The following is a 23,257-nucleotide window of genomic DNA, read 5'->3' as shown; positions in this document are numbered from 1 at the left end:
GACAGTCCGGATTCATCAATCCCGACTGTCGATCTGTCGGCTGCCTCAGGTTCCGGGCGGGACCGGATTCCCCTCCGGCGGATTGGGCGTCGAGCTGTCCGGCGGAGGCGGCGTCGAGGAGGACGAGGACGTCGAGCTCTGCGGTGGCGGTGCGTCCGTCGTCGTGGTCACGACCGGCGGCGGCACGGGGACCGGGGCGTCGGTCGTCGTCGGGACGGCCTCGGTGGTGCGTTCCCGGGTCCGCTCCGGCTGGCGGACCGGCTGCTCCTCGACGGTCGTCGGGGGCGGGGCCTCGGTGGTCGTCGGCGTCGCGGGAAGGTTGGGGATCGCGTTGCCGATCGAGTGGTCCTGCGGCCAGAGGAACACCGTGCCCAGCACGGCCAGCGCCGCGACGACCCCGCCGGCACCGATGAGCAGCGCGGGGGAGCGGCGGACGGGTGCGGGCCCGGGGGCGACGGTGGTCTCGCCGTCGTCGTAGCCGCCGTACCCGTGCACGGCGGTCTGGTCGTAGCCCATCGGCGGTACGACGGGGAAGCGGTCGGTGGGCGGGTCGGCGCGGGCACCCTCGAGGTAGGCGGTGCGGTCGCCGTCGAGCTGGGTCGTGCCGCCGGTCGGCATCCGGTCGGTGACCGGGTCCGGGTTCTCCCAGGGCAGCGGGCCGGGGTCGGGGGCGAGCGCGAGGCCGCTGCTCGCCGACACCGCGCCGAACCCGCCCGAGCCGGTGCCGGGCACGGGGTCGGCCGGCCCGAGCGCGACGACGGCGCCCTTCGCGATGGTGTTCTTCGGGTCCGCGTCGACCTGCACGGGACGCCCGAGCCCGGTGGAGACCAGCTCGGCGACCAGCGGGACCCGCGAGGACCCGCCCACGAGCAGCACCACCGACGGCCCGGACGCGGCCAGCCCGGCCGAGGCGATCGCGCGCTGCAGCGCCTCGACCGACTCCTCCAGCCGGGGCCGGATGCGCTCCTCGAAGTCGCTGCGGTGCAGGCGCACCGTCGTGCGGACCTCGCCGAGCCACACCGGGATCGAGACCTCGGTGTCGGCCGACAGGCCCTCCTTGGCCTCGCGGCAGTCGCGGCGCAGCCGGGCCATCGCGGACAGGACGTTCGGGTCGGTCTCGTCGAGCCCCTCGAAGGCGGCCGGGACGGCGTCGCGCACGTGGTCGACGACGGCCTGGTCGAAGTCGGCGCCACCGAGCTGCTCGACGCCCTCGGGCCTGCCGAGCAGCGTGAACCCGCCGCCCGCGGCCTCCTTGCGCACCACGGCGGCGTCGAAGGTCCCGCCGCCCAGGTCGTAGACGGCGACGGTCGCGCCGGGCTCGACCCGCTCGTTCGTCGCGTAGTGCAGCGCGGCGGCCTGCGGCTCGGTGAGGAAGGTGACGGTCAGGCCGCGCTCGGCCAGGGCCGCGGCGAACAGGTCGCACTTGTGCGTGCCCCAGGACGCCGGGTGGGTCACCGCGATGCGCTCGGGCGCGCCGCCCTCGGTGCGCGCGACGACGTCGACGACGTGCTCGGCCAGCAGCGCGGACAGCTGCTCGGGGGCGAAGGACTGCTCGCCCAGCGGGATCGGCGTGGGGTCGCCGATGCGCCGCTTGAACTCGCGGGCGACGCGGTCCGGCTCGGTCAGCGCGCGGCGCTCGGCGGCCTCGCCGAACAGCAGACCGCCGTCGGGCGCCACGTAGACCACGGACGGGATGTCGACCGAGTGGTCACCGAGCGTGACCATCTCGACGGTGCCGGAGCCGATGACCGCAGCCGCGGTGCGGGTGGTGCCGACGTCGATGCCCAGCAGGTAACCCATCGTCTCCCCGGTGTGCCGACCATGTCCGAAGGGTCCGGCCCGGTGCCGGACCTCCACACGGTAGTGGAGCCCGGAACCGTCACCTCAGTCGCGTCGGTGCCGCAGGCAGGGGCCGATCAGGTGAGCCGGTGCTGCAATGCGTCGGCCGCGGCGAGCAGGTCGGCGGCCCAGCGGACCCCCGGACGGCGCCCGATCCGGTCCACCGGCCCGGACACCGAGACGGCGGCGACGACCTGGCCCGCCGCGTCGCGCACCGGGGCCGACACCGACGCCACCCCGGCCTCGCGTTCGGCGACGCTCTGTGCCCAGCCGCGACGGCGGACGTCGACGAGCACGCGCTCGGAGAAGCTCGCGTCGGCGAGGATGAGCCGCTGCGTGGCCGGGTCGCACCAGGCGGCGAGCACCTTCGCCCCGGAGCCCGCGGTCATCGGCAGCCGGGAGCCGACGGGCACGGTGTCCCGCAGGCCGGACGGCGGCTCGGCGTGCGCGATGCAGATCCGGTGGATCCCGTCGCGCCGGTAGAGCTGGACGCTCTCACCGGTGATGTCGCGCAGCCGGGGCAGGACGGCGGCCGCGGCGTCGAGCAGCGGGTCCGGCCGGCCGCCCGCGAGCTGGCCGAGGGTCGGGCCGGGGTGCCAGCGCCCGTCCGGTGTGCGCAGCAGCATCCCGTGCGCCTCGAGCCCGACGGCGAGCCGGTGGGCCGTGGCCCGGGGCAGGCCGGTGCGCTCACAGAGCTCCGCCAGGCCGCACGGCCCCTCCGCCGTCGCCCGGAGAACCCCCACGGCCTTGTCGAGCACGCCGATCCCGCTAGACTGTCCCACGTTCCGATACTAGCTTCCCACGATCTGGGAAGTCCACCGCGATCAGATCACAGAGGAGGCGGGCGTGACCACCGCAGAGAAGCCGCGCACGCTGGCCGAGAAGGTCTGGGACCGGCACCTCGTCCGCAAGGGCGAGGGCGACGAGCCCGACCTGCTCTACATCGACCTGCACCTGGTGCACGAGGTCACGAGCCCGCAGGCGTTCGACGGGCTCCGGCTCGCGGGCCGTCCGGTGCGCCGTCCGGACCTCACCATCGCCACCGAGGACCACAACGTCCCGACCCTCGACGTCCTCGCCCCGATCGCGGACGAGGTCTCGCGGACCCAGGTGGAGACCCTACGTCGCAACTGCGAGGAGTTCGGCGTCCGCCTGCACCCGATGAACGACCCCGAGCAGGGGATCGTGCACGTGGTCGGACCGCAGCTGGGGCTGACCCAGCCCGGCACCACGGTGGTCTGCGGGGACTCCCACACCTCCACCCACGGCGCGTTCGGCGCGATGGCGTTCGGCATCGGCACCTCCGAGGTCGAGCACGTGCTCGCCACCCAGACGCTGCCGCTCAAGCCGTTCCGGACGATGGCGATCGAGGTGACCAGTGCCGACGGCACGCTGCGCCCGGGCGTCACCTCCAAGGACGTCATCCTCGCCGTGATCGCGCGGATCGGGACCGGCGGCGGGCAGGGCCACGTGCTGGAGTACCGGGGCAACGTCATCGAGAACCTCTCGATGGAGGCCCGGATGACGGTCTGCAACATGTCGATCGAGGCCGGTGCCCGCGCGGGCATGATCGCCCCGGACGAGACGACCTTCGCCTACCTCAAGGGCCGCGACCACGCCCCGGTCGGCGACGACTGGGACGCCGCCGTCGCCGACTGGCGGTCCCTGCGCACCGACGACGGCGCCGAGTTCGACCGGGTCGTGCGGATCGACGCCGACGAGCTCACCCCGTTCGTCACCTGGGGTACCAACCCCGGCCAGGGCCTGCCGCTGGGCGAGTCCGTGCCCGACCCCGAGGCCATCTCCGACGACGGCGAGCGCGCCGCCGTGGAGAAGGCGCTGTCCTACATGGGCCTCACCGGTGGGACCCCGCTGCGGGAGGTGCCCGTCGACGCGGTGTTCGTCGGCTCCTGCACCAACGGCCGGATCGAGGACCTGCGCTCGGTCGCGGAGGTGCTCGACGGGCGCTCGGTCGCGAAGGGCGTGCGGATGCTCGTCGTCCCGGGGTCGATGCGGGTGCGTTTCCAGGCCGAGGAGGAGGGCCTGGACAAGGTCTTCACCTCCGCCGGTGCCGAGTGGCGCTCCGCGGGCTGTTCGATGTGCCTGGGCATGAACCCCGACCAGCTCGCGCCCGGTGAGCGCTGCGCGTCCACCTCGAACCGCAACTTCGAGGGGCGGCAGGGCAAGGGCGGCCGTACCCACCTGGTGTCGCCGCTGGTCGCCGCCGCGACCGCCGTGCGCGGCACGCTGAGCAGCCCGGAGGACCTGGACTGATGGAGAAGTTCGACACCCACACCGGGATCGGCGTGCCGCTGCGCTGGTCCAACGTGGACACCGACCAGATCATCCCGGCCGTCTACCTCAAGCGGGTCACCCGCACCGGCTTCGAGGACGGCCTGTTCTCCGCCTGGCGCGACGACCCGTCCTTCGTGCTCAACAACGAGCCCTTCGACCGGGGGTCGGTGCTCGTCGCGGGCCCGGACTTCGGTACCGGCTCCTCGCGTGAGCACGCGGTCTGGGCGCTGATGGACTACGGCTTCCGGGTCGTCATCTCGTCGCGGTTCGCCGACATCTTCCGCGGCAACTCGGCGAAGGCGGGTCTGGTGGCCGCCGAGGTCGCCCAGCCCGACGTCGAGCTGATCTGGAAGAAGCTCGAGACCGAGCCCGGCACGGAGATCACCGTGGACCTGGGTGAGAAGACCGTGCAGGCCGGCGACCTGACCGTGCCGTTCGAGATCGACGACTACGCCCGGTGGCGGCTGCTGGAGGGTCTCGACGACATCGGACTCACCCTGCGGCACGAGGCCGACATCACCGCGTTCGAGGGAACCCGGCCCGCCCGGATGCCACGCACTCTGGCCTGATCCGAACACGGGTGGTCACCATGCTCCGACAGATGTCGTGGTGATCACCCGTTCGGACCTGTACTGATGGATGGTATGCGACCTGGACTCGCGTCGGGATCTGGTGCGCGGCAGGGGCGCAGCCTTACCTTTCGTGACCATGAACAAGGCTCAGCTCGTCGATGCGCTGACCGCCCGGCTCGGAGACCGTCGTGCCGCCACGTCGGCCGTCGACGCGATGGTCGAGGTGATCGTGGACGCCGTCGGGCGTGGTGAGACCGTCACCCTGACCGGGTTCGGGGTCTTCGAGCCGCGACGACGTGCACCGCGCACCGCCCGCAACCCGCGGACCGGGGAGACGGTGCCCGTCGGGGAGACCGTGGTGCCGTCGTTCCGGCCCGGCGCCGCCTTCAAGGAACGGGTGGCCGCCAGCGAGGCCGCCGCCGCGAACGCGACCAGCGCCCCCCGCCGTACCGAGCGGGCCGCGACGGGCAACGGTCGCAGCACCGCGACCCGCAAGACGATCACGCCGGAGACCGCGGGCGCTCCGGCCGCCGCGGCGGCACCGGCGAAGAAGGCGGCTGCCCCGAAGAAGGCGGCCGCGTCGGCGAAGAAGCCGGCCCGGCGGAAGGCCGCTGCGGAGAAGTAGCCGCGCCACCGCACTGCCCCCGGTCGGCGCCGCCCCGCGCTGCGCCACGGTGTTCCGCGCTGCCCGCGTCGCGCCGCCCGGCGCTGCCTGCGGGCGCGTCGATCAGTACATGAGTGCTGTTCGAGCGGGTGCGGACAGCACTCATGTACTGATCGACGGGGATCGCGGCATCGGTGACGCAGCCGGGTGCGGTCGGGGTCAGTAGGGCGCGAGGCGGGTCCGTCGGGCGAGCAGGGCGCGGACCGTCCCGACGGTGCGACCGGCGTTGCGGGTGAGGCCGTCGGCGGTGATCCGGAGGGTCTGCCATCCCAGCGCCGCGGTGCGGGTGTCGCGGATGCGGTCGAGCGGGTCGTCGTGGTGGGCGCCGTCGTACTCGATCGCGAGCAGGGCGTCGGGGTAGGCGAGGTCGAACCGCACCCAGGGGCGGCTCCGGCCGTCGTACAGCGGGAACCGGACCTGGGGGACGGGGAGCCCGGAGAGCACGAGCAACAGCCGTAGCCGGGTCTCGGGCGGGGACTCCGCGCGTGGGTCGGCGAGCGCGACGACCCTGTCCAGCCGGGCCGAGCCCCGCACGTGCGGGTGGAGCGACCGCCGGACCAGCAGGTCGGCGGGGTCGAAGCCGGGGCACGGCGCCGTCATCCGGGACAGCGTCCGTTGCTCGGGGGCCGGTGTGCCCCGCACCGCGACGAACACCGGCCGGTCCCGTCTCCGGGCGGCGAGCGCGTCGAGGGCGACGACGGCGTCGACGAGCTCGAGCCGCCGGCACAGCTCCCACGCCGTGGCGCGGGGTGAGGTGACCCGGACGCCGTCGCAGAGCCCGGGTTCGAGCGGGACGCCCTGGTGGGCGCGCAGGTCCGGGCGGGACCGGATCCGCCGTGGTGCGACGAGCTCGGCGGGCGCCGTCCACGGTCCGCAGGACGCGCCGAGGATCTCGGCCGCCGAGTAGGCCGACGCCGCACCGAGGGGCCCGGCGTGGATCGATGCGGCCCGGGCCCGGAGCACCGGCGTCACGGGGACCGCGGCGGAGACGTACACGTCGGGGAACAGGCGCACGAACCGTGGCCCGCGCAGCCGCCCCGGCGTGACGGTCCCACGCGCGACGGCCTCCGACCCCCGGAACGGCTCCTCCACCCGCGCACCCTGCACCCCGGCCCACGCCCGGCGGGCCGGAACCGGTGCGCCCGTTCGCGATCGCACACGCCGTCGCCGGGAGCGGGCTTCCGGGACCCGGTCGATCAGTGCACCAGTGCTGCCGGCCCGGGGTCGGACAGCACTCGGGTACTGATCGACGAGCGGCCCGGACCCGGGGCCGCCGGGTGCGGGACGGCGCGGCGGGTCAGGAGGGCGGGCGGCGGTAGTAGTCGGCCGACAGCAGGGCGCCGTCGTCGCCGAAGCCCAGGACCCAGGTGCTGGCCTTGTGCGAGGGCAGGTCGGGGTCGGGGGACCGGCCCGCGGCGGCGAGCAGGTGCCCGACGACGTCCGGGATGACCCCGCCCTGGCTGCACAGCAGCGTCACGCCGGGCTGCGCCGCGAGGGTGCGGAAGCGGGCCAGGCCGTCGGCGGGGGAGACCCAGTAGCCGTGCTCGCCGAGCAGCGGCTCCACGTCCGGCTCGCCCGCGCCGGACGCGTGGGCGTACGGCTCGATCGTCTGGCCGCAGCGCAGCGGTGGGGCGGTCGCGAGCCGGTCCGGGCCGAAGCGGGCGAGGAAGTCCGCGAGCCGGTCGGCCTGGGTGAACCCGGTGCCGGACAGGGGGCGCAGGTCGTCGTCGCCCTCCCAGGCGGTCCGGCTGCCCGCCTTGGCGTGCCGCACGAGCACCACCGTCGACGACGGCGGCCCCACCCGGTCGAGCCGGTCCAGCAGGTCGGCGTCGGCCGGGCGGGTGAGCAGCGCGGCGGCCTCGTCGCGGGGCAGCCAGCGCAGGTCGTCGGTCTCGTCGGTGACGGAGAAGCCGTGGTCGCGGACCGCCTCGGCGGCCCAGTAGTGCACGACCTTGTGGCCCCGGCCGGGCACGGAGTAGGCGGTGTGGCCGAGCCGGGCGCCGAGGCGGCACCCCAGGTGCGCCTCCTCGGCCGTCTCGCGCAGCGCGGTCAGGGTCAGCGCCTCGCCCGGGTCCTGATGGCCCTTGGGCCAGGACCAGTCGTCGTAGCGGGGACGGTGGACCAGGGCCACCTCGACGGTGCCGTCGTCCGCGCGGCGCCACGGCACCGTCCCGGCCGCGACGACGTCGGCGATCCCCGCCGGGTCGACCTCGGCGCCGTCGGTCCGGAGCTGTGCGGACAGCATCAGTCCTCGCTGCTGCCGCGGCGGGAGTTCATCATCTCGACCTGGTGGTCGCGGACCCGGATGTTCTCCGACCCCGGCGCAGGCGACGGCGACCAGGTCCCGTCCGGCCCGAGCGTCCAGCAGCGCGTCGCCGGGTCCAGGCAGGAGTCGAACATCGCGCCGAGCTGGTCGGCCAGCTTCGGGTCGGCGACCCGCAGCATGACCTCGACCCGGCGGTCCAGGTTGCGGTGCATCATGTCCGCCGAGCCGATCCAGTACTCGTCGGCCGAGCCGAAGTGCAGCACCCGGGAGTGCTCCAGGAACGGCCCGAGGATCGACCGGACGGTGATGTTCTCGCTGAGCCCCGGCCGCCCGGGGACGATCGCGCAGATGCCGCGCACCACGATGTCGACCGGCACGCCCGCCTGCGACGCCCGGTAGCAGGCGTCGATGATGGCCTCGTCGACCAGCGAGTTCGCCTTGATCTGCACCCGCGCGCCGGACTCGCCGGACAGGTGCGCCTCGATCTCGTCGTCGATGCGGCGGACGATGCCGCGGCGGATCCCGTACGGAGCCACGAGCAGGCTCCGGTAGGAGGTCTGCCGCGAGTAGCCGGTGAGGGAGTTGAACAGGTCGGTGAGGTCCGCGCCGATGGTCGGGTCGGCGGTGAGCACGCCGACGTCCTCGTAGAGCCGCGCGGTCTTCGGGTTGTAGTTGCCGGTGCCGATGTGGCAGTAGCGGCGGATCTCCGACCCCTCCTGGCGCACGACCAGGCAGGTCTTGCAGTGCGTCTTGAGCCCCACCAGGCCGTAGACGACGTGCACGCCGGCCTTCTCCAACTTGCGTGCCCAGCGGATGTTGGCCTGCTCGTCGAACCGGGCCTTGATCTCCACCAGGGCGACGACCTGCTTGCCCGCCTCGGCGGCGTCGATCAGGGCGTTGACGATCGGGGAGTCGCCGGAGGTGCGGTAGAGGGTCTGCTTGATCGCGAGCACGTTCGGGTCGGCGGCGGCCTGCTCGATGAAGCGCTGCACCGACGTCGAGAACGAGTCGTAGGGGTGGTGCACCAGCACGTCGCCCTCGCGCAGGGTCGCGAACACGCTCCGCGGGGTCTCCCGCTCGGCGAACGCCGGGTGCGTCGCGGGGCGGAACGGCTCGTCCTTCAGGTCGGGGCGGTTGACCCCGTGCACCTGCCACAGACCGGTGAGGTCGAGCAGCCCGGGGACGGTGACGACGTCGTTCGGGTCGACGTCGAGCTCGCGCAGCAGCAGCTCCAGCACGTGCTCGGACATCGTGTCGAGCACCTCGAGGCGGACCGGCGGGCCGAACCGGCGCCGGGCCAGCTCGCGCTCCAGGGCCTGCAGGAGGTCCTCGTCGCGGTCCTCCTCGACCTCGAGGTCGGCGTTGCGGGTGACGCGGAACGGGTGGACCTCGGTGACCTCCATGCCGTTGAACAGGTCACCGAGGTGCGCGGAGATCAGGTCCTCGATCGGCAGGAACGTGCACTGCCGGTTCCCGGCCCGGGTGTCGGTGTCCGGCGGGTCGACCGACACCAGCCGCGGCACGTTGTTCGGCACCTTGACCCGGGCGAACCGCTCGGTCCGGCCCTCGGGGTCGCGGACGGTCACCGCGAGGTTGAGCGACAGCCCGGAGATATAGGGGAACGGGTGCGCCGGGTCCACCGCGAGCGGGGTCAGCACCGGGAACACCGTCTCGGTGAAGTAGTCCGACAGCCGCAGGCGCTCGGCGTCGGTCAGGTCCTCCCAGCTGCGCAGGTGGACGCCGGCCGCGTCGAGCTCGGGGAGCAGCTCGTCCATGAACACCTCGGCGTGCGCCCGCGACAGCGCGCGGCTCCGCTCGGTGATCCGGGCCAGCTGCTGGCGCGGGGTCAGGCCGTCGGCGCTGCGCACGGACAGGCCGGTCTCGTCGCGGCGCTTCAGGCCCGCGACCCGGACCATGTAGAACTCGTCGAGGTTGGAGGCGAAGATCGCGAGGAACTTCGCGCGCTCCAGCAGCGGCTGGCTGGAGTCCTCGGCCAGGGCCAGCACCCGGGCGTTGAAGTCGAGCCAGGACAGCTCACGGTTGAGGTAGCGGTCCTCGGGGAGCAGCTCGGCCATCGTCGACGCCGGGGTGGTCGCCCCCGCGGGCGGCGCGATCGGGGCGGCCCCCTGGACCTGCGACGGCGCGGCGGCCGGCGGCGCGGACGGCGCCGCGGGACCCGACGGCACGTGCTGCTGGGCCGGGATCTCCGCGGACGGTGCCTGGTCGGCGACGCTGCGGCTCGCGGTGTGCAGCCGCCGCGACGCCGGACGCGGGGCACGGCGCGCCGCCGTCCGGGGACGGCCTCCCGGGTGCGCGGAGGTGCCGTTCCGTCCGTCCGGGGTCGCCGAGTCGTCACTCACGTCGCGATTGTTTCGTACCGCTCCGCAACCGTCCACGTGGACACGGCCCCGCCCGGCGATGTCACGTACGTGGTGTGCCACACCGTCGGGCGACGGCGTCACCGGGCGGGGGACATCCGGGTGGGTGAGGTGCGGCGGGCGGCCCGTGCCGGGCGTCGACCACGGCCCGGGTCCACGTGCCCACCCCGAGGGCGACGGCGTCGTCGAGGTCGGCGGCGGTGTCGACGTCGCGGCGCAGGCCGGGACGGTCACCGGGCAGCGGGCGTGCCCCGGAGGCGCCGTGCCGGGCGGCCGACCCGCGGCCGAAGTGCGGGTCGAGGTCGTGGCCCGGCGCGACGAGCAGCAGCGTGGTGCCCTCGCCGGGGGCGTCGGGCTGGAAGGCGCGGGTCGCGCCGGCGGCGAACAGCACGGCGGCCGCGGCGACGGCGTCGTCGAGCTCGGCCGGGCGCAGCGCGGGCAGGTCGGCCTGCAGCGCCCCCAGTGCGACGTGCGGGTCGCGCGAGCGCAGCAGCGCGGCACCGTGGCGCAGCGCGCCGTTGAGCCGCCGGCCGGGGTCGGTGACGACCTCCGCACCGAGCGCGCCGACCTCCATCGCCACCGCCGGGTCCGAGGAGATCACCAGCACGTGCCGGACCGCGGTCGCGGCGACGGCGGCGGCGACGGTGTCGCGGGCCAGGGCCAGCGCGAGCCGCTGGTGCGCGTCGAGATCACCCACCCCGCCGTCGGCGGCACCGCGCAGCCGGGTCTTGGCGCGGGGCAGCGGTTTCACCGGTACGACCAGGTCCACCCGCAGGGTCACAGGCCCCAGTCTGGCACCCCACGTGACACCGTGGGGCCTCTGTGGGGAGACTCCACGGACGAGATCCGGATCATCCCGATCCGCGACGACCCCACGACCCGCCCCGGAGGCGGGCAGGAGGAGGCCGCCGGTGGCACGCGAGAAGGGCGGATTCTGGGTCGGTTTCGCCGTCCCGTTCTTCTACTCGATCGGCTGGCTCACCGGCCGGCCGCGCTACCAGGGCCGTGAGCACCTCCCGGCCCGCGGCGGCGCGCTGCTGGTCGGCAACCACATCTCCCACCTGGACCCGATCCACACCGGGACCTACGTGCACAGCGCGGGGCGGGTGCCCCGGTTCCTGGCCAAGAGCAGCCTGTGGCAGGTGCCGGTGCTCGGGCAGGTGCTGCGCGGCTCGGGGCAGATCCCGGTCTACCGCGACTCCGCCGACGCCCAGCAGAGCCTGGCCGCCGGGACGCAGGCCCTGGCCGACGGCAAGATCGTCATCATCTACCCGGAGGGCACCATCACCCGCGACCCCGACGGGTGGCCGATGCGCTCGCGCACCGGCGTCGCGCGGATGGCGCTGGCCTCGGACGTGCCGGTCATCCCGATGGTGCACTGGGGGACCCGCGAGGTCCTGAACGGCTACGAGAAGAAGTTCCGCCCGCTGCCGCGCACCGACGTCGTGCTGCGCGCGGGGGACCCGGTGGACCTGAGCGCCTACCGCGGGCGCCCGCTGGACGCCCACGTCCTGCGCGAGGTCACCGACCTGATCATGGGACGGGTGCGGGAGCTGCTCGCCGAGGTCCGCGACGAGGACGCGCCGGAGGAGTTCTACCGCCGCCGCCCGGAGAGCGAGGCGGGCCGATGAGCGTCCCCCCGGCCCCGTCGTTCGGGGAGCGTCCGGTCAACGAGCCCGTGCACTCGATCCACCGCGTCGCCGTGCTCGGCGCGGGCAGCTGGGGCACCGCGTTCGCGAAGGTCCTCGGCGACGCCGGCCGCGACGTGCGGCTGTGGGCCCGCCGGGTCGAGGTGGCCGAGGCGATCAACGCCGACCGGCGCAACCCCGACTACCTGTCCGACGTCGCGCTGCCGGACACGCTGCGGGCCACCCACGACGCGGCCGAGGCCCTCGACGGGGCCGACGCGGTGATCCTCGCGGTGCCGTCGCAGTCGCTGCGCGACAACCTGGAGCGCTGGCGCGACCTGGTCCCGGCCGGGGTCACCCTCACCAGCCTGGCCAAGGGCGTCGAGCTGGGGACGCTCAAGCGGATGACCGAGGTCATCGACGACGTCACCGGCGTCGGGGTGGACCGGCTCGCCGTCGTGTCCGGGCCGAACCTGGCCGCGGAGATCGCGCACGAGCAGCCGACGGCCACCGTCATCGCCTGCGAGGACCACGACCGTGCGGTGGCGCTGCAGACCGCCTGCGCGACCGGCTACTTCCGCGCCTACACCAACACCGACGTCGTCGGGGCGGAGCTGGGCGGGGCGGGCAAGAACGTCATCGCGCTGGCCGTCGGCGTCGCGTCCGGGATGGGGCTGGGCGACAACTCGCGGGCCTCGCTGATCACCCGCGGGCTGGCCGAGATGTCCCGGCTCGGGATGGCGCTCGGTGCCTCGCCGCTGACCTTCGCCGGTCTGGCCGGCATGGGCGACCTGGTGGCGACGTGCAGCTCCCCGCTGTCGCGCAACCGCACCTTCGGCGAGCAGCTGGGCCGCGGCGCGAGCCTCGCCGAGGCGGAGAAGGCCAACCACGGCCAGGTCGCCGAGGGCGTGAAGTCCTGCCTGTCGATCTGCGAGCTCGGTGAGCGCGCCGGGGTGGAGCTGCCCATCGCCGACGCGGTGCGCCGGGTCTGCCACGAGGGCATGACCGCCCACCAGATGGCCAAGGAACTGATCTCCCGGGCCCCGAAGCCGGAGTGAACCCCATGCTCGGAGACGGCACCCGCTGCGTGCGCGGCGGGGAGCACGACGCCCACGCCGTGGGCGAGCCGGTGCACCGCGGGCCGGTGCTGACCAGCACGTACCACCTCGGGCGCCCGGAGGAGGCCGACCAGGGCGCGGACTTCTACGCCCGCGCCGACAACCCGACGTGGCGGGAGTTCGAGGCCGCCGTCGGTGAGCTCGACGGCGGGCCGTGCACGGTCTTCCCGTCCGGGATGGCCGCGGTCGCCGCCGTCCTGCGCGCCTTCACCGGCACCGGGCGCGGCGTGCTGCTGCCCAGCGACGGCTACTACGTCGCGCGTCTGCTCGCCGACGAGGAGCTCGCCCCGCTCGGGGTGCCGGTCGCCTACTGCGCGACCGCGGGCGACTGGGACTCGGCGATCGCCCGGCACCGGCCCGCGCTGGTGATGCTGGAGACGCCGTCGAACCCCGGCCTGGAGGTCTGCGACGTCGCCGCGGTCGCCGCCGCCGCACACGCGGCCGGGGCGGTCGTCGCCGTCGACAACACCACGTGCACCCCGCTCGGGCAGCAGCCGCTCGCACTCGGGGCGGACCTCGTCGTCGCCAGCGACACCAAGGCGCTGTCCGGGCACGGGGACCTGCTGCTCGGGCACGTGTCCGCGGCCGACCCGGTGCACCACGAGCGGGTCCGGGCCTTCCGCACCCGCGGCGGCGCGATCGCCGGGCCGATGGAGACCTGGCTGGCGCTGCGCGGGCTCGGCACCCTGGACCTGCGGCTGGCCCGGCAGGCCGAGAACGCCCGCGCGCTCGCCGTCGCGCTGCGGGAGACCCCGGGCGTGCACGACGTGCGCTGGCCCGGGCTGGCCGACGACCCGTCGCACGTGCTCGCCCGGAGCCAGATGCGCCGCTGGAACGGGATCCTGCGGTTCACCCTGGCCGACACCCACGCCGTCTCGGACTTCCTGGCCCGCACGACGCTGGTCGACTCGGCGACGAGCTTCGGCGGGCTGCGCACCGCCGCGGACCGGCGGGCCCGCTGGGGCGACGCGGTGCCGGACGGTCTGGTGCGGCTGTCCTGCGGGGTCGAGGACACCGACGACCTCCTCGCGGACGTGATCGGCGCCCTCGGGGGGTAACGGCGGGGCGGTCCGGCACGACCGCAGCGGTGCATGATCCGCCGCGAGACGAGGTGCCGTCCATGACCACCGACCACGCCGACCCCACGTCCGGCACCGTCCCCGCCGGTGCCGCCGCCTGCCCGGCCTGCGGGGCCCCGGGTCGGGTGCTCCGCCACGTCGTCCAGGAGCGGTACCGGCTGCTGCGCTGCACCGGCTGTGCGACCGAGTTCCTGCGCGACCCGGTCCCCGGCGGCTCGACCGCGGGGGAGTACTGGGAGGACTACAAGTTCGACGTCTACGCGGGCGACGCCGTCCGCGAGGGCTACGAGCAGCGCTACGGCGCCGTGTTCGACCGGCTCGAGGCCCGGGCCGGACGGTGCGGGCGGGTGCTCGACGTCGGCTGCGGTATCGGGAACTTCCTGGCCTGGGCGACGGCCCGCGGACTGGACGCCGTCGGGTCCGACGTCGACGAGCGCGCACTGGCCGGCGCGGCCGCCCGCGGCCTGACGGTGTTCACCCCCGAGCAGCTCGCCGCGCAGGACACCGAGGTCGACGTCGTCACCCTGTGGGACGTGATCGAGCACGTCGCCGACCCGGGCCCGTTCCTCACCGACGCACTGTCGCGGCTGCGTCCCGGCGGCTGGGTGCTGCTGGAGACCCCGGACGCCGCGTTCCCGGTGCGCCCGCTGGTGCGCGCGCTGCACCGGGTCACCGGTGGGCGGGTCGACCTGGCCAAGAACATGTACTACTGGGAGCACAAGATCTACTTCACCGAGCGGGGCCTGGAGCGGGTCCTCGCGCCGCACGGGGTGAGCATCGTCGAGGTGCACCGCATGACCTCGCCGGTGGCGAAGATGCAGGCCACCTTCGACCACGGGGCCGAGGGCTCCGGCCTGGTGGACCGGCTGCTCGCGCGCGGCTGGCCCGCGGCGGAGGGGCTGTTCCGGCGGATGGGCCGGGGCAACAAGCTCGTCGTGCTGGCCCGCCGGACCGGCTGAGCGGGACCCGCCGGACCGGCCGAGCGGGATCAGCCCGTGGCATCGGCGACCCGGACCGGGGCGGCCGGCGCCGCGCCGGACCCGCCCCGGGCGCGGCGGTAGGCCCAGCGGGTCGGCCCCGGCGCGAGCAGCACCGCGGCGGCGACGGCGAGGGTCCGCGGGTCGGCCCGCTCCCGCAGCGCCGCCCGGACCCGGGCGCGGGCGGTCGGGACGTCGCCCTCGAACAGCGCGACCCGGGCCCCGACGACGCCGCGACGGTGCCTGCTGCGGCGCAGCTCCCGCTCCAGCGCGGCGGGAACGGCCGGGTCGTCCGAGCGTGCGGCCGCGGCGCGGACCGCCCGCTCCCGGGCCTGCTCCACGGCCAGCACCGCGGGCCCGCCGCGGGACAGCGACTGCGGGGCCTGGGTGTAGCTCGCGAGGCGTTCGGGCAGGGTCACCATCCGGTGGCCCGCCGCGACGATCCGCAGGAACAGGTGCAGGTCCGCGACGGTGACCCCGGCGTCGTCGACGTGGCCGTGGGCGTCCCACACCTCCCGGCGCACCACCCCGGTGTAGTACGGGCACGGCCCCTCGATGAGCTCGGGCAGGGTCAGCACGTGCTCCGGGTCCGGCGCGGGCGCCCCGGCGTTCTCCAGGTAGGAGGCGGGCAACCGCTCCCCGGTGGTGGCGTCGGTGAACCAGGCGTCGCAGGTGACGGCGGCGAGGTCCGGGCGGGAGTCGAGCACGTCGCCGAGCCGGGCGCAGAAGTCGGGCAGCACCTGGTCGTCGGAGTTGAGCAGGGCGACGTAGCGGCCCGACGACTCGGCCGAGGCGCGGTTGATCCCGCCCGCGGCGCCCCGGTTCGGCTGACGGACGAGCACGATCCGCGGGTCGCGCTCGGCGTGGGAGCCGACGATCCGGGCCATCTCGTCGGACATCCCGTTGTCGACGACGACGAGCTCCCAGTCCGGGTCGGTCTGGGCCAGCACCGACCCGATCATCCCCGAGACCGCGTGCTCGGTGCGGTACGCGGTCGACAGGAAGCTGACGCGCGGACGTTCCTGACGGTGGTGGCCCATGGTCGTCCGTTCTGTCGGGGTCGCTGGGATGATCGTCGTACCGGAGCGGCGCCGGTGTTACGCCGCCGTGTCGTTGATCTCCGCCACAGGGGGTAACGAACCCCGGTGGACGGCCGAATGCACCGCCGTACGGACGGATGTCGGACGGCGGGTGGAGGCGGGGATGGTGCAGCAGACCGCACCGGCCGGGGTGGTCCTGCGGGACACCGGTCCGCGGCCCGGCACCCCGCTGGTGCACGACGTCGCCACCCGCACGCCGCTGGCCCGGCTGCTGCAGGGCCTGGTGTTCCTGACCGTCGGCGTGGCCTCCTGCGAGGGCTACCTGCTCGACATCAACGACGTCGTCACCAAGGTCCCCGCGGCGACGCTCGTGCTCGTCTGGCTGGTCGCCCGGCTGCGCCCGTTCCGGATGCCGCGCTTCCACCCGGTCCACGTGCCGCTCGCCGTGCTGGTCGTGGCCGTGCTCGCCTCGACCGCGGTGCACGCCGGCGACACCTTCACCATGACCTACGCCCAGCGCTGGGTGTCGTTCCTGGTCACCGTCACGGTGCTGATCGACGTCTGCTCCCGCGAGGTCCCGGTGCGGGTGCCGGTGTGGGCCTCGGTCACCGGTGCGACGGTCGCCGCCGGCGGGGCGCTGTGGAGCTTCCTCATCGAGGGCTCGCCGCGGGCGACCGGGCCGCTGGAGGACCCCAACGACCTGGCCTACGTGCTGGTCTCGGCGGTGCCGCTGCTGCTCGCGCTGTGGCTGCGCCGCCCGCGCCGCGACGGGCGCGAGCGCGCCCCCCGGGCCGCGCAGATCCTGGTCGGCGTGGTGCTGGTGCTGCTCGTGCTGGGCGCGGCGGTGACCGTGTCCCGCGGCGGGATGATCGCGCTGGCCGTCGCCCTGGTGTGGCTGGCGGGGCGCGGGGCGATCGCGCCGCGGGTGCTCGCCGCGGCCGCCGTCGCCGTCGTGGTCGCCGGGGTCGGGCTGGTCGCCGCCTTCCCCGACGACGTCGGCCGCGCGCTGTCCCAGAAGGACCAGGTCGCCGCCTCCAACATCGACAGCCGGGCGCTGCGCTGGGAGGTGGCGGCCACGCTGCTGCCCGAGCACCCGCTGCTCGGCGTCGGGCCCGGCGGGTTCCGCTCGCACTACCTCGCGGCCTCGCACAACGCCGAGCTGGAGGAACAGACCCCGGTCGCCCACAACATGTACGTCGAGGTCGCCGCCGAGCTCGGGGTGCTCGGGCTGGCCGGGTTCGTCGGCATGATCGCGGTCGCGCTGTGGTCGGCCGAGCGGGCGGTCCGGGCCGCGCGCGACCGCGCCGGGCGGCTGCTGCCGCTGGCCGTGCAGACCGCGCTGATCGCGGTCTGCGTCGCCTCGGCGTTCCTGTCCGAGCAGTACTACATGCCCCTGTGGGCACTGACCGCCGCGGCCTGCGCCGTGGGCCTGCGCAGCGAGGGAGCGATCCGGTGAAGGTCCTGCAGGTCGTCAACGAGATGGGGACCGGGGGAGCGGAGCGCGTCGTCGCCGACCTCGCCCGGCACGGGACCGGCCTCGGCTGGGACACCGTGGTCCTGTCCTCGGGCGGGGTGCGGGCCGACGAGCTGGCCGCACAGGGGTATTGCACCGAGACGATGCCGCTCGTGCGCCGCACCCCGGCCGGGATCCTGCGCGGCGCCCTCGCCGTGGCCGCCGCCGTCCGGCGGCACCGCCCGGACGTCGTGCTCGCCCACAACGTGCTGGTCGGTCTGGTCTGCCGGCTCGCCGCGCACACCCGGCGCCGCAGCCCGACGCCGGTGACGGTGTTCCACGGCGTCGCCGCCGAGGACTACCCGGCCGCGGCCCGGCTGCTGTCGCGCACCGCCGACGTCGTGGTGGCGGTGTCCGCGGCGGTCGCCGACCGGCTGCGGGCCGCGGGCCTGCACGACACCCGGATCGCGGTGCTGCGCAACGCCGTCACCCCGCCGGTGCTGCCCGACCGGGCCGAGGCCCGGCGCGCCCTCGACCTGCCCGACGACGCCGGTGTCGCGCTGTGCGCGGCCCGGCTGGTCCCGCAGAAGCGCCACGACGTGCTGCTCGACGCCTGGCGCTCGGTGCCGGGCCGGCCGGTGCTGCTCCTCGCCGGGGACGGCCCGCTGCGCGCCGGCCTGGAGGACCGGGCCGCGGACCTGGGGGACCGGGTGCGGTTCCTCGGGGCCCGCGACGACATGCCCACCCTGCTCGCCGCCGCCGACGTCGCCGTGCTGACCAGCGACTGGGAGGGCCTGCCGATGGTCGTCCTGGAGGCGATGGCCGCCGGGCTCCCGGTGGTCGCGACCGACGTCGACGGCGTCCGTGAGGCGCTCGGCCCGCGCGGCGACGCACCCGCCGCCGGGCTGCTCGTCCCGCCGGGGGACCCGGCCGCCGTCGTCGCCGCGCTGAACCGGCTGGCCGACCCGCGCCGCCGCGAGGCGCTGGCCGCGGCCGGGCGGGCCCGGGTGGCCGCCGAGCACGACCCGGCCGCGCAGGCCGCCGGCTACGACGCGCTGCTGCGCGACGCCCGCGCCGTGGGCACCGGCGGTCCCGGCCGGATCTGGCTCGGCGCGGTCGCCGCGCTCGCGGGACTCGCGACGGCCGTCGCGGTGCTGCTGGCCGTCGCGCTCGGGCCGGGCACCGAGCAGGCCACCGTCACGCTGGTGGCCCGCCCGGACGCCGGCGCGACGATCTCGCTGAACACGGCCCGTTCGGTGGTCTCCACCAGCTACGGCGAGGTCGTCTCGCTGGCCCTGCCCGCGCTGCCCGAGATCGCCACCGGGCCGTCGCTGCTGGGCCGGGCGGCCGCCGCGGTGCCCGGCGGGCCCGACCCCGAGCAGCTGCGCCGCGCCGTGTCGGTGGAGCTGGTCCCGGCGTCGGGACTGGCGCGGATCTCGGTGCGCGACCCCGACCCGGCCCGTGCGGCGGCGCTGGCCGAGGCCGTCGCCGACCAGGTCGTGGCGGCCGACGTCCTCGACCCGGCCGGACGGCTGGTGCCGGTCGACACCCGGGCCGCGGTGACCCCGGTCGCCACCTCCACCACGCTGGCCGCCGCGCTCGCGCTGCTGGCGGGGATCGTCGTCGCCGTCGTGACGGGGGCGGCGCTGCTGCCCCGGCGGCGCGCCACCCCGCACACGGCGCTGCTGCGTGCCGTCGCCGCGGCGGGCCGCGGCCCGGTCGCGGTGCTGGACGCGGCGGACCCGGTGCTCGTCGACCGGATCCGGCTGCTGGCCGGGCCGGACGTGACGCGGGTGGTGCCGGCCGGACCCGGCCTGGAGACCGACGCCCGGCGGATCACCGAGGCGCTCGCGCTGCGCGACGGTCCGGTGGACGGACGGGCCCGGCCCGGCGCGGTCGTGGCGCTCGCGGACCCGCGGCGCACCCGCACCGACGACCTCACCGGCACCCTCGCGGCCGTCCCGGAACGGGAGCGGGTGCTGGCCGTCGTCCTGACCTGACGAACGGTCGTACGGACCGGGAGGGCCGTCGTGCGGTGCCGTCGGTCCGGTGTGCGGTCCCGGGGAGCCTGCGCCGCGCGGTCACGTCCCGGAGGCCTCATTATCACTCTCGCGTAACCGGGCTTCCGTATGGTCGACTACATCACGGACCTCGTGCGTTCCGGAGGTGGTCGCGTGCCGTACCGACAACCCGTCCCCAGTGGTGCCGAGATGATCGTCCCTGGCGACCTGAGAGCGGTCGATCCGCTCCCCGACGATCCCGTCCCGGCACCGGGGACCGAGCCGCCGACCACGGCTCGCATCCCGGCGGGGTCCCGGGTCCTGCTCCTCAACGCCAGCTTCGAACCGCTGGCCGTCGTCACGTCCAAACGTGCGATCTGCCTGCTGCTCTCCGGCAAGGCCGAGTGCCTCCAGGAGGCGTTGGAGGGCGCGGAGTTCCGCTCCGAGTCCCTCTCGCTCCCCGCCCCGTCGGTGCTGCGCCTGTCCCGCTACGTCCGGGTGCCCTACCGCCGCGTCGTCCCCATGACCCGGGCCGGTGTGCTGCGCCGCGACGCCCGCCGCTGCGCCTACTGCGCCAAACGCGCCGACACGATCGACCACGTGGTCCCGCGCAGCCGCGGCGGGGCGCACAGCTGGGAGAACTGCGTCGCCGCCTGCAAGGCGTGCAACTCCCGCAAGGCCGACCGGCTGATCGAGGAGATCGGCTGGACACTGCGCACCACTCCGGCACCGCCGGCCCGCAACGGGGCCGGGGTCCTGGTGCTGGCCGTGGAGCCGCTGCCGGCCTGGGAGCCGTGGTTGACCATCGCCGCATGAACCGCTCGTCCACGGTCGGGCACACAGGGTCACGAGATTGGAAATCATGCCCTGATCGTGGGTAACCTCGCCCCGTCATGATCGTTGCATCCTGCGATGCGGCGGACCCGGTGACCGAGCCGGGCACGGGGCGAGGGAGAGCGTGATGCAGGGGCGTGGGCGGCTCGCCGTTCTGGTGGGCACGATCCTGCTCGCGGTCGCGGCCGGACTGGCGTTCTCGCCGGTCGCGGGCGCGGCGCAGCCGGTCGGGCAGCTGCGGCTCGGCCACCTGTCGCCGGGGACCGGCGCCGTCGTCGCGACGATCTCCGGTCCCGAGGGCGCAGGGTCCACCGAGCAGGTCGTCGCCCGTGACGCCGCCTACGGCGACGTCACCGGCTACCTGCGGCTCGTCCCGGGTCGCTACACGGTGTACATGCGTCCGGTCGGGAGCGATCCGTCCGCACCCGCCCCGCTGTCGGCCGGACTGCAGATCGCGCCCGGCACCGCGCAGTCGCTGTTCTTCTTCGACACCGGCTCCGGGCAGGTCCGCGGCGACCTCGTCACCGACGACCTGACCGCGCCCGCCGCCGGCTCCGGCCGGGTCCGGGTCGTCCAGGGCGCGGAGACGGCCACCCCGCTGCAGGCGCTCGCGGTCGGCGGCCCCCGGCTGGCGACCGACCTCGGCTACGGCGCCGTCACCGAGTACGCGACCGTCGCCGCCCGCACCTGGGACGTGCGCCTGTCCTCCGGCGCCGCGACGAAGGCCGCGCAGCTCCCGGTCGGCGGCGGGTCGGTCACCACCGTCGTCGTGACCGGCGGCCCCGGCGGGGCGCTCGCGGTGCACCCGCTCACCGACACCCCCGGCCTGCCGGTCGGCGCCGCGCAGCCCGCCGCCACCCACGACGGCACCCCGCTGCCCCGGGGCGGTGTCCCCGCCGGAGCCGGCGGCACGGCGGGCGACGACGGCCCGGGCGTGCTGCCGCTGGTGCTGTGCCTGCTCGCGGCGCCGGTCCTGGTCTACGGGACCTCGGTGCTCCGCGCCTCGCGCCGCCGGGGCTGAGCCGTGTCCGCGCCGCGCCCCGGCAGCACCCACCCCGGCGGCACCCCCGACCCCACGCGGCTCGACGCGACCGGTCTGCCCTGGCGGGCGCCGCTGCGCACCCCGACCGCCCCCGCCTGGACCCCGCCGCTGCGGACCCCGCCCGGACCGGTCCGGCGGCTGCGGGCGGCGGCCTCCGGGGTGGGGGTGTCCGCCCGCGCCGGGGTCGCCCGCACCCCGGCCGGGCCCGCGGTCCGGGCCGCCGTCGCCGCCGCCGTGCTCGCGCTGCCGCTGATCCCGGTGCTGACCCCGGCGGCGGAGCCGGAACCGGCGTCGCCGCCGGTGGTCACCGCTGCCTCGGTCACCGGGCCGTCCGCCCCGGAGGCCACCCGCGCCGCCGCCGTCGCGACGACCGGGGCCCGCGCCGCGCGCCCGGTCGCCCCGCCGTCCGGGCTGGTCGTGCCCGCGATCGGGCTGACCGCGGGCGCACCGGAACAGCTGGCCGTCGGTCCGGACGGGACGCTCGGCGCCCCGGCCGACTTCCGCCGGATCGGCTGGTGGGCCGCCGGTCCCCGGCCCGGCCAGGCCGGGCCCGCGGTGATCGTCGGGCACGTCGACTCGGTCGCCGGGCCCGCGGTGTTCTGGCGGCTGCGCGACATCCCGGTCGGTGCGCAGATCGTCGTCCCGCGCACCGACGGGAAGCGGACCACGTTCACCGTCGACCGGGTCGCGACCTACCCGAAGGACGCCTTCCCCGCCGCCGAGGTCTACGGCGGCACCGCCAACGCCCAGCTCCGGCTGATCACCTGCGGCGGGTCGTTCGACCGTGCCGTCCGCTCCTACACCGACAACGTCGTCGTGTACGCCTCCGTCCACTGACCGCACCCGCGGAGCCCCGATGACCCGACCCCTGCGCGTCCTGCACGTCAGCCAGCCCGTCGACGGCGGTGTGGCCGGCGTCGTCCGCACGCTGTGCGCCGACCAGCACGACCGCGGCTGGGACGTCCGGCTCGCCTGCCCCGACGGCCCGCTCGCCGACGCCGCTCGCGCCGCGGGGGTACCCGTCGAGACGTGGGCGGCGACCCGCTCACCCGGCCGGTCGGTCCCCGCGGAGGTCCGCGCGCTGGCCCGGATCGTGGCCCGCACCGCACCGGACGTCGTGCACCTGCACTCCTCGAAGGCCGGGCTGGCCGGGCGGCTCGCCGTCCGCGGCCGGGTCCCGACCGTCGTGCAGCCGCACGCCTGGTCCTTCGACGCCGTCGCCGGGCCGGTCGCCCGCGCCGCCCGGACCTGGGAACGGGTCGCGGCCCGCTGGACGTCGCTGCTGCTGTGCGTGTCCGCCGACGAGCTCGCCACCGGCCGCGCGGCCGGGATCGGCGGGGCCGCCGTCGTCGTACCGAACGGGGTCGACCTCGACCGGTTCACCGCGGCCGGACCCGACGACGCCCGCACCGCGCTGGGCCTCGGCCCGGGACCGTGGGCGCTGTGCCTGGGCCGGGTCACCGCGCAGAAGGGCCAGGACCTGCTGCTCGACGCCTGGCCGTCGGTCCGTGCGCAGGTGCCCGGCGCGCGGCTGCTGGTCGTCGGCGACGGCCCGGACGCCGCCACGCTGGGGGAGCGCTGCGCGGCCGACCCGCTGCTGCGCGACTCGGTGCTGCTGCACCCGGCGACGACCGACCCTGCGCCGTACCACCGGGCCGCGGACGTCGTGGTGCTGCCGTCGCGGTGGGAGGGCATGCCACTGGTGGCGCTGGAGGCGATGGCGAGCGGGCGCCCGGTCGTCGGGTTCGCGGTGACCGGGATGGCCGAGGCGGTCGGCCCGGCCGGGCGGACCGTCCCACCCGGTGACGTGCCCGCCCTCGCCGACGCGGTCGCCCTCCGGCTGGCCGCGCCCGACCTGGCCGCCGGGGAGGGGCGGGCGGCCCGTGCCCGGGCCGAGGAACTGTTCGACCGGACCCGGGTGACCGCCCGGGTCGCCGCGCTCGTCGCGGAGCTGGCCGGGCGGGAGTGGCCGACGTCATCCTCGCCGGAGGCGGCTCCGGGGAACGGATCGACGGCCGGGAGCGACTCAGGAGTAGCCGGATGATCAACCGGTCCGAGCGGTGGGGGAGGAA

Annotated in this window: 20 protein-coding genes; 13 read left to right on the top strand and 7 right to left on the bottom strand. The window is 75.7% G+C overall.

The features are described from left to right. Positions 1–45 precede the first annotated feature (45 nt). Entirely contained in the window at positions 46–1,800 is a 1,755-nt protein-coding gene (locus tag KPL60_RS19370; protein WP_226366741.1) for an Hsp70 family protein, read from the bottom strand. A gap of 116 nt (positions 1,801–1,916) precedes the next feature. Then, on the bottom strand, positions 1,917–2,621 hold the full coding sequence (locus KPL60_RS19365) for an IclR family transcriptional regulator (protein WP_226350224.1): 705 nt from the start codon (positions 2,619–2,621) through the stop codon (positions 1,917–1,919). Positions 2,622–2,685: 64 nt separating this feature from the next. Here KPL60_RS19365 and leuC point away from each other — a divergent pair, with 64 nt between their 5' ends. From leuC to KPL60_RS19350, 3 genes are all read left to right on the top strand, one after another. Beyond that, positions 2,686–4,113 (top strand): 3-isopropylmalate dehydratase large subunit, encoded by a 1,428-nt coding sequence (gene leuC, locus KPL60_RS19360; RefSeq protein ID WP_226366740.1) that lies wholly within the window; start codon positions 2,686–2,688, stop codon positions 4,111–4,113. Next, positions 4,113–4,703 (top strand): 3-isopropylmalate dehydratase small subunit, encoded by a 591-nt coding sequence (gene leuD / locus KPL60_RS19355; protein ID WP_226350226.1) that lies wholly within the window; start codon positions 4,113–4,115, stop codon positions 4,701–4,703. The genes leuC and leuD overlap by 1 nt, the downstream gene beginning before the upstream one ends. Positions 4,704–4,842: 139 nt before the next feature. Further along, on the top strand, positions 4,843–5,331 hold the full coding sequence (locus tag KPL60_RS19350) for an HU family DNA-binding protein (protein ID WP_226366739.1): 489 nt from the start codon (positions 4,843–4,845) through the stop codon (positions 5,329–5,331). A gap of 198 nt (positions 5,332–5,529) precedes the next feature. On the opposite strand, the gene KPL60_RS19345 is transcribed toward KPL60_RS19350, so the two are convergent. The 4 genes from KPL60_RS19345 to cofC form a co-directional block, all read right to left on the bottom strand. Then, entirely contained in the window at positions 5,530–6,462 is a 933-nt protein-coding gene (locus KPL60_RS19345; protein ID WP_226366738.1) for an endonuclease domain-containing protein, read from the bottom strand. 205 nt (positions 6,463–6,667) lie between these two features. Further along, a complete protein-coding gene (locus KPL60_RS19340) occupies positions 6,668–7,615 on the bottom strand; it encodes an NUDIX hydrolase (protein ID WP_226366737.1) in 948 nt (315 codons plus the stop codon). Then, complete coding sequence (locus tag KPL60_RS19335) at positions 7,615–9,996, bottom strand: RNA degradosome polyphosphate kinase (RefSeq protein ID WP_226366736.1); 2,382 nt, start codon at positions 9,994–9,996, stop codon at positions 7,615–7,617. The genes KPL60_RS19340 and KPL60_RS19335 overlap by 1 nt, the downstream gene beginning before the upstream one ends. Before the next feature lie 61 nt (positions 9,997–10,057). Continuing rightward, positions 10,058–10,795, bottom strand: coding sequence for a 2-phospho-L-lactate guanylyltransferase (cofC, locus tag KPL60_RS19330; protein ID WP_308016785.1), 738 nt, complete (start codon positions 10,793–10,795; stop codon positions 10,058–10,060). A gap of 130 nt (positions 10,796–10,925) precedes the next feature. Between cofC and KPL60_RS19325 the strand changes: the two genes are divergently transcribed. The 4 genes from KPL60_RS19325 (at position 10,926) to KPL60_RS19310 (ending at position 14,798) form a co-directional block, all read left to right on the top strand. Beyond that, a complete protein-coding gene (locus tag KPL60_RS19325) occupies positions 10,926–11,645 on the top strand; it encodes a 1-acyl-sn-glycerol-3-phosphate acyltransferase (protein ID WP_226366735.1) in 720 nt (239 codons plus the stop codon). Next, positions 11,642–12,700: an NAD(P)H-dependent glycerol-3-phosphate dehydrogenase gene (locus KPL60_RS19320; protein ID WP_178376295.1), complete on the top strand. Its 1,059-nt coding sequence runs from the start codon at positions 11,642–11,644 to the stop codon at positions 12,698–12,700. Before KPL60_RS19325 ends, KPL60_RS19320 begins: the two co-directional genes overlap by 4 nt. A gap of 5 nt (positions 12,701–12,705) precedes the next feature. Further along, positions 12,706–13,818 (top strand): cystathionine gamma-lyase, encoded by a 1,113-nt coding sequence (locus KPL60_RS19315; RefSeq protein ID WP_226366734.1) that lies wholly within the window; start codon positions 12,706–12,708, stop codon positions 13,816–13,818. A 62-nt stretch (positions 13,819–13,880) separates the two neighbouring features. Next, positions 13,881–14,798 (top strand): class I SAM-dependent methyltransferase, encoded by a 918-nt coding sequence (locus KPL60_RS19310; protein WP_226366733.1) that lies wholly within the window; start codon positions 13,881–13,883, stop codon positions 14,796–14,798. Between the two features lie 29 nt (positions 14,799–14,827). On the opposite strand, the gene KPL60_RS19305 is transcribed toward KPL60_RS19310, so the two are convergent. Further along, positions 14,828–15,856, bottom strand: coding sequence for a glycosyltransferase family A protein (locus tag KPL60_RS19305; RefSeq protein ID WP_226366732.1), 1,029 nt, complete (start codon positions 15,854–15,856; stop codon positions 14,828–14,830). A gap of 163 nt (positions 15,857–16,019) precedes the next feature. On the opposite strand from KPL60_RS19305, the gene KPL60_RS19300 reads away from it, so the two are divergent. The 6 genes from KPL60_RS19300 to KPL60_RS19270 all read left to right on the top strand — a co-directional run bounded on the left by KPL60_RS19300 (position 16,020) and on the right by KPL60_RS19270 (position 23,229). After that, positions 16,020–17,312 carry an O-antigen ligase gene (locus KPL60_RS19300; protein ID WP_226366731.1) on the top strand — a complete coding sequence of 431 codons (1,293 nt, stop codon included), beginning with the start codon at positions 16,020–16,022 and terminating at the stop codon, positions 17,310–17,312. Next, positions 17,309–19,309 carry a glycosyltransferase gene (locus tag KPL60_RS19295; RefSeq protein WP_226366730.1) on the top strand — a complete coding sequence of 667 codons (2,001 nt, stop codon included), beginning with the start codon at positions 17,309–17,311 and terminating at the stop codon, positions 19,307–19,309. Before KPL60_RS19300 ends, KPL60_RS19295 begins: the two co-directional genes overlap by 4 nt. Before the next feature lie 210 nt (positions 19,310–19,519). Continuing rightward, a complete protein-coding gene (locus tag KPL60_RS19290; RefSeq protein WP_226366729.1) occupies positions 19,520–20,125 on the top strand; it encodes an HNH endonuclease in 606 nt (201 codons plus the stop codon). Between the two features lie 145 nt (positions 20,126–20,270). Continuing rightward, entirely contained in the window at positions 20,271–21,164 is an 894-nt protein-coding gene (locus KPL60_RS19285; protein WP_226366728.1) for a DUF4397 domain-containing protein, read from the top strand. A 3-nt stretch (positions 21,165–21,167) separates the two neighbouring features. Continuing rightward, complete coding sequence (locus KPL60_RS19275) at positions 21,168–22,022, top strand: class F sortase (protein WP_308016784.1); 855 nt, start codon at positions 21,168–21,170, stop codon at positions 22,020–22,022. Between the two features lie 19 nt (positions 22,023–22,041). After that, positions 22,042–23,229, top strand: a complete 1,188-nt coding sequence (locus tag KPL60_RS19270; protein WP_226366727.1) for a glycosyltransferase — start codon at positions 22,042–22,044, stop codon at positions 23,227–23,229. The last annotated feature ends 28 nt before the right edge of the window (positions 23,230–23,257 follow it).

The organism is Pseudonocardia sp. ICBG162 (genome assembly GCF_020496225.1).
Lineage (GTDB): Bacteria > Actinomycetota > Actinomycetes > Mycobacteriales > Pseudonocardiaceae > Pseudonocardia > Pseudonocardia alni.
This window is presented reverse-complemented; position numbering and strand designations above follow the sequence as displayed.

Excerpts from the sequence above, each read along its gene's own strand:
- KPL60_RS19290 (WP_226366729.1), top strand. The coding sequence starts at position 19,520 with ATGATCGTCCCTGGCGACCTGAGAGCGGTCGATCCGCTCCCCGACGAT.
- KPL60_RS19315 (WP_226366734.1), top strand. The coding sequence starts at position 12,706 with ATGCTCGGAGACGGCACCCGCTGCGTGCGCGGCGGGGAGCACGACGCC.
- KPL60_RS19340 (WP_226366737.1), bottom strand. The coding sequence starts at position 7,615 with ATGCTGTCCGCACAGCTCCGGACCGACGGCGCCGAGGTCGACCCGGCG.
- KPL60_RS19350 (WP_226366739.1), top strand. The coding sequence starts at position 4,843 with ATGAACAAGGCTCAGCTCGTCGATGCGCTGACCGCCCGGCTCGGAGAC.
- KPL60_RS19320 (WP_178376295.1), top strand. The coding sequence starts at position 11,642 with ATGAGCGTCCCCCCGGCCCCGTCGTTCGGGGAGCGTCCGGTCAACGAG.
- KPL60_RS19300 (WP_226366731.1), top strand. The coding sequence starts at position 16,020 with ATGGTGCAGCAGACCGCACCGGCCGGGGTGGTCCTGCGGGACACCGGT.
- KPL60_RS19270 (WP_226366727.1), top strand. The coding sequence starts at position 22,042 with ATGACCCGACCCCTGCGCGTCCTGCACGTCAGCCAGCCCGTCGACGGC.
- KPL60_RS19285 (WP_226366728.1), top strand. The coding sequence starts at position 20,271 with ATGCAGGGGCGTGGGCGGCTCGCCGTTCTGGTGGGCACGATCCTGCTC.
- KPL60_RS19305 (WP_226366732.1), bottom strand. The coding sequence starts at position 15,856 with ATGGGCCACCACCGTCAGGAACGTCCGCGCGTCAGCTTCCTGTCGACC.
- KPL60_RS19370 (WP_226366741.1), bottom strand. The coding sequence starts at position 1,800 with ATGGGTTACCTGCTGGGCATCGACGTCGGCACCACCCGCACCGCGGCT.
- leuD (WP_226350226.1), top strand. The coding sequence starts at position 4,113 with ATGGAGAAGTTCGACACCCACACCGGGATCGGCGTGCCGCTGCGCTGG.
- KPL60_RS19310 (WP_226366733.1), top strand. The coding sequence starts at position 13,881 with ATGACCACCGACCACGCCGACCCCACGTCCGGCACCGTCCCCGCCGGT.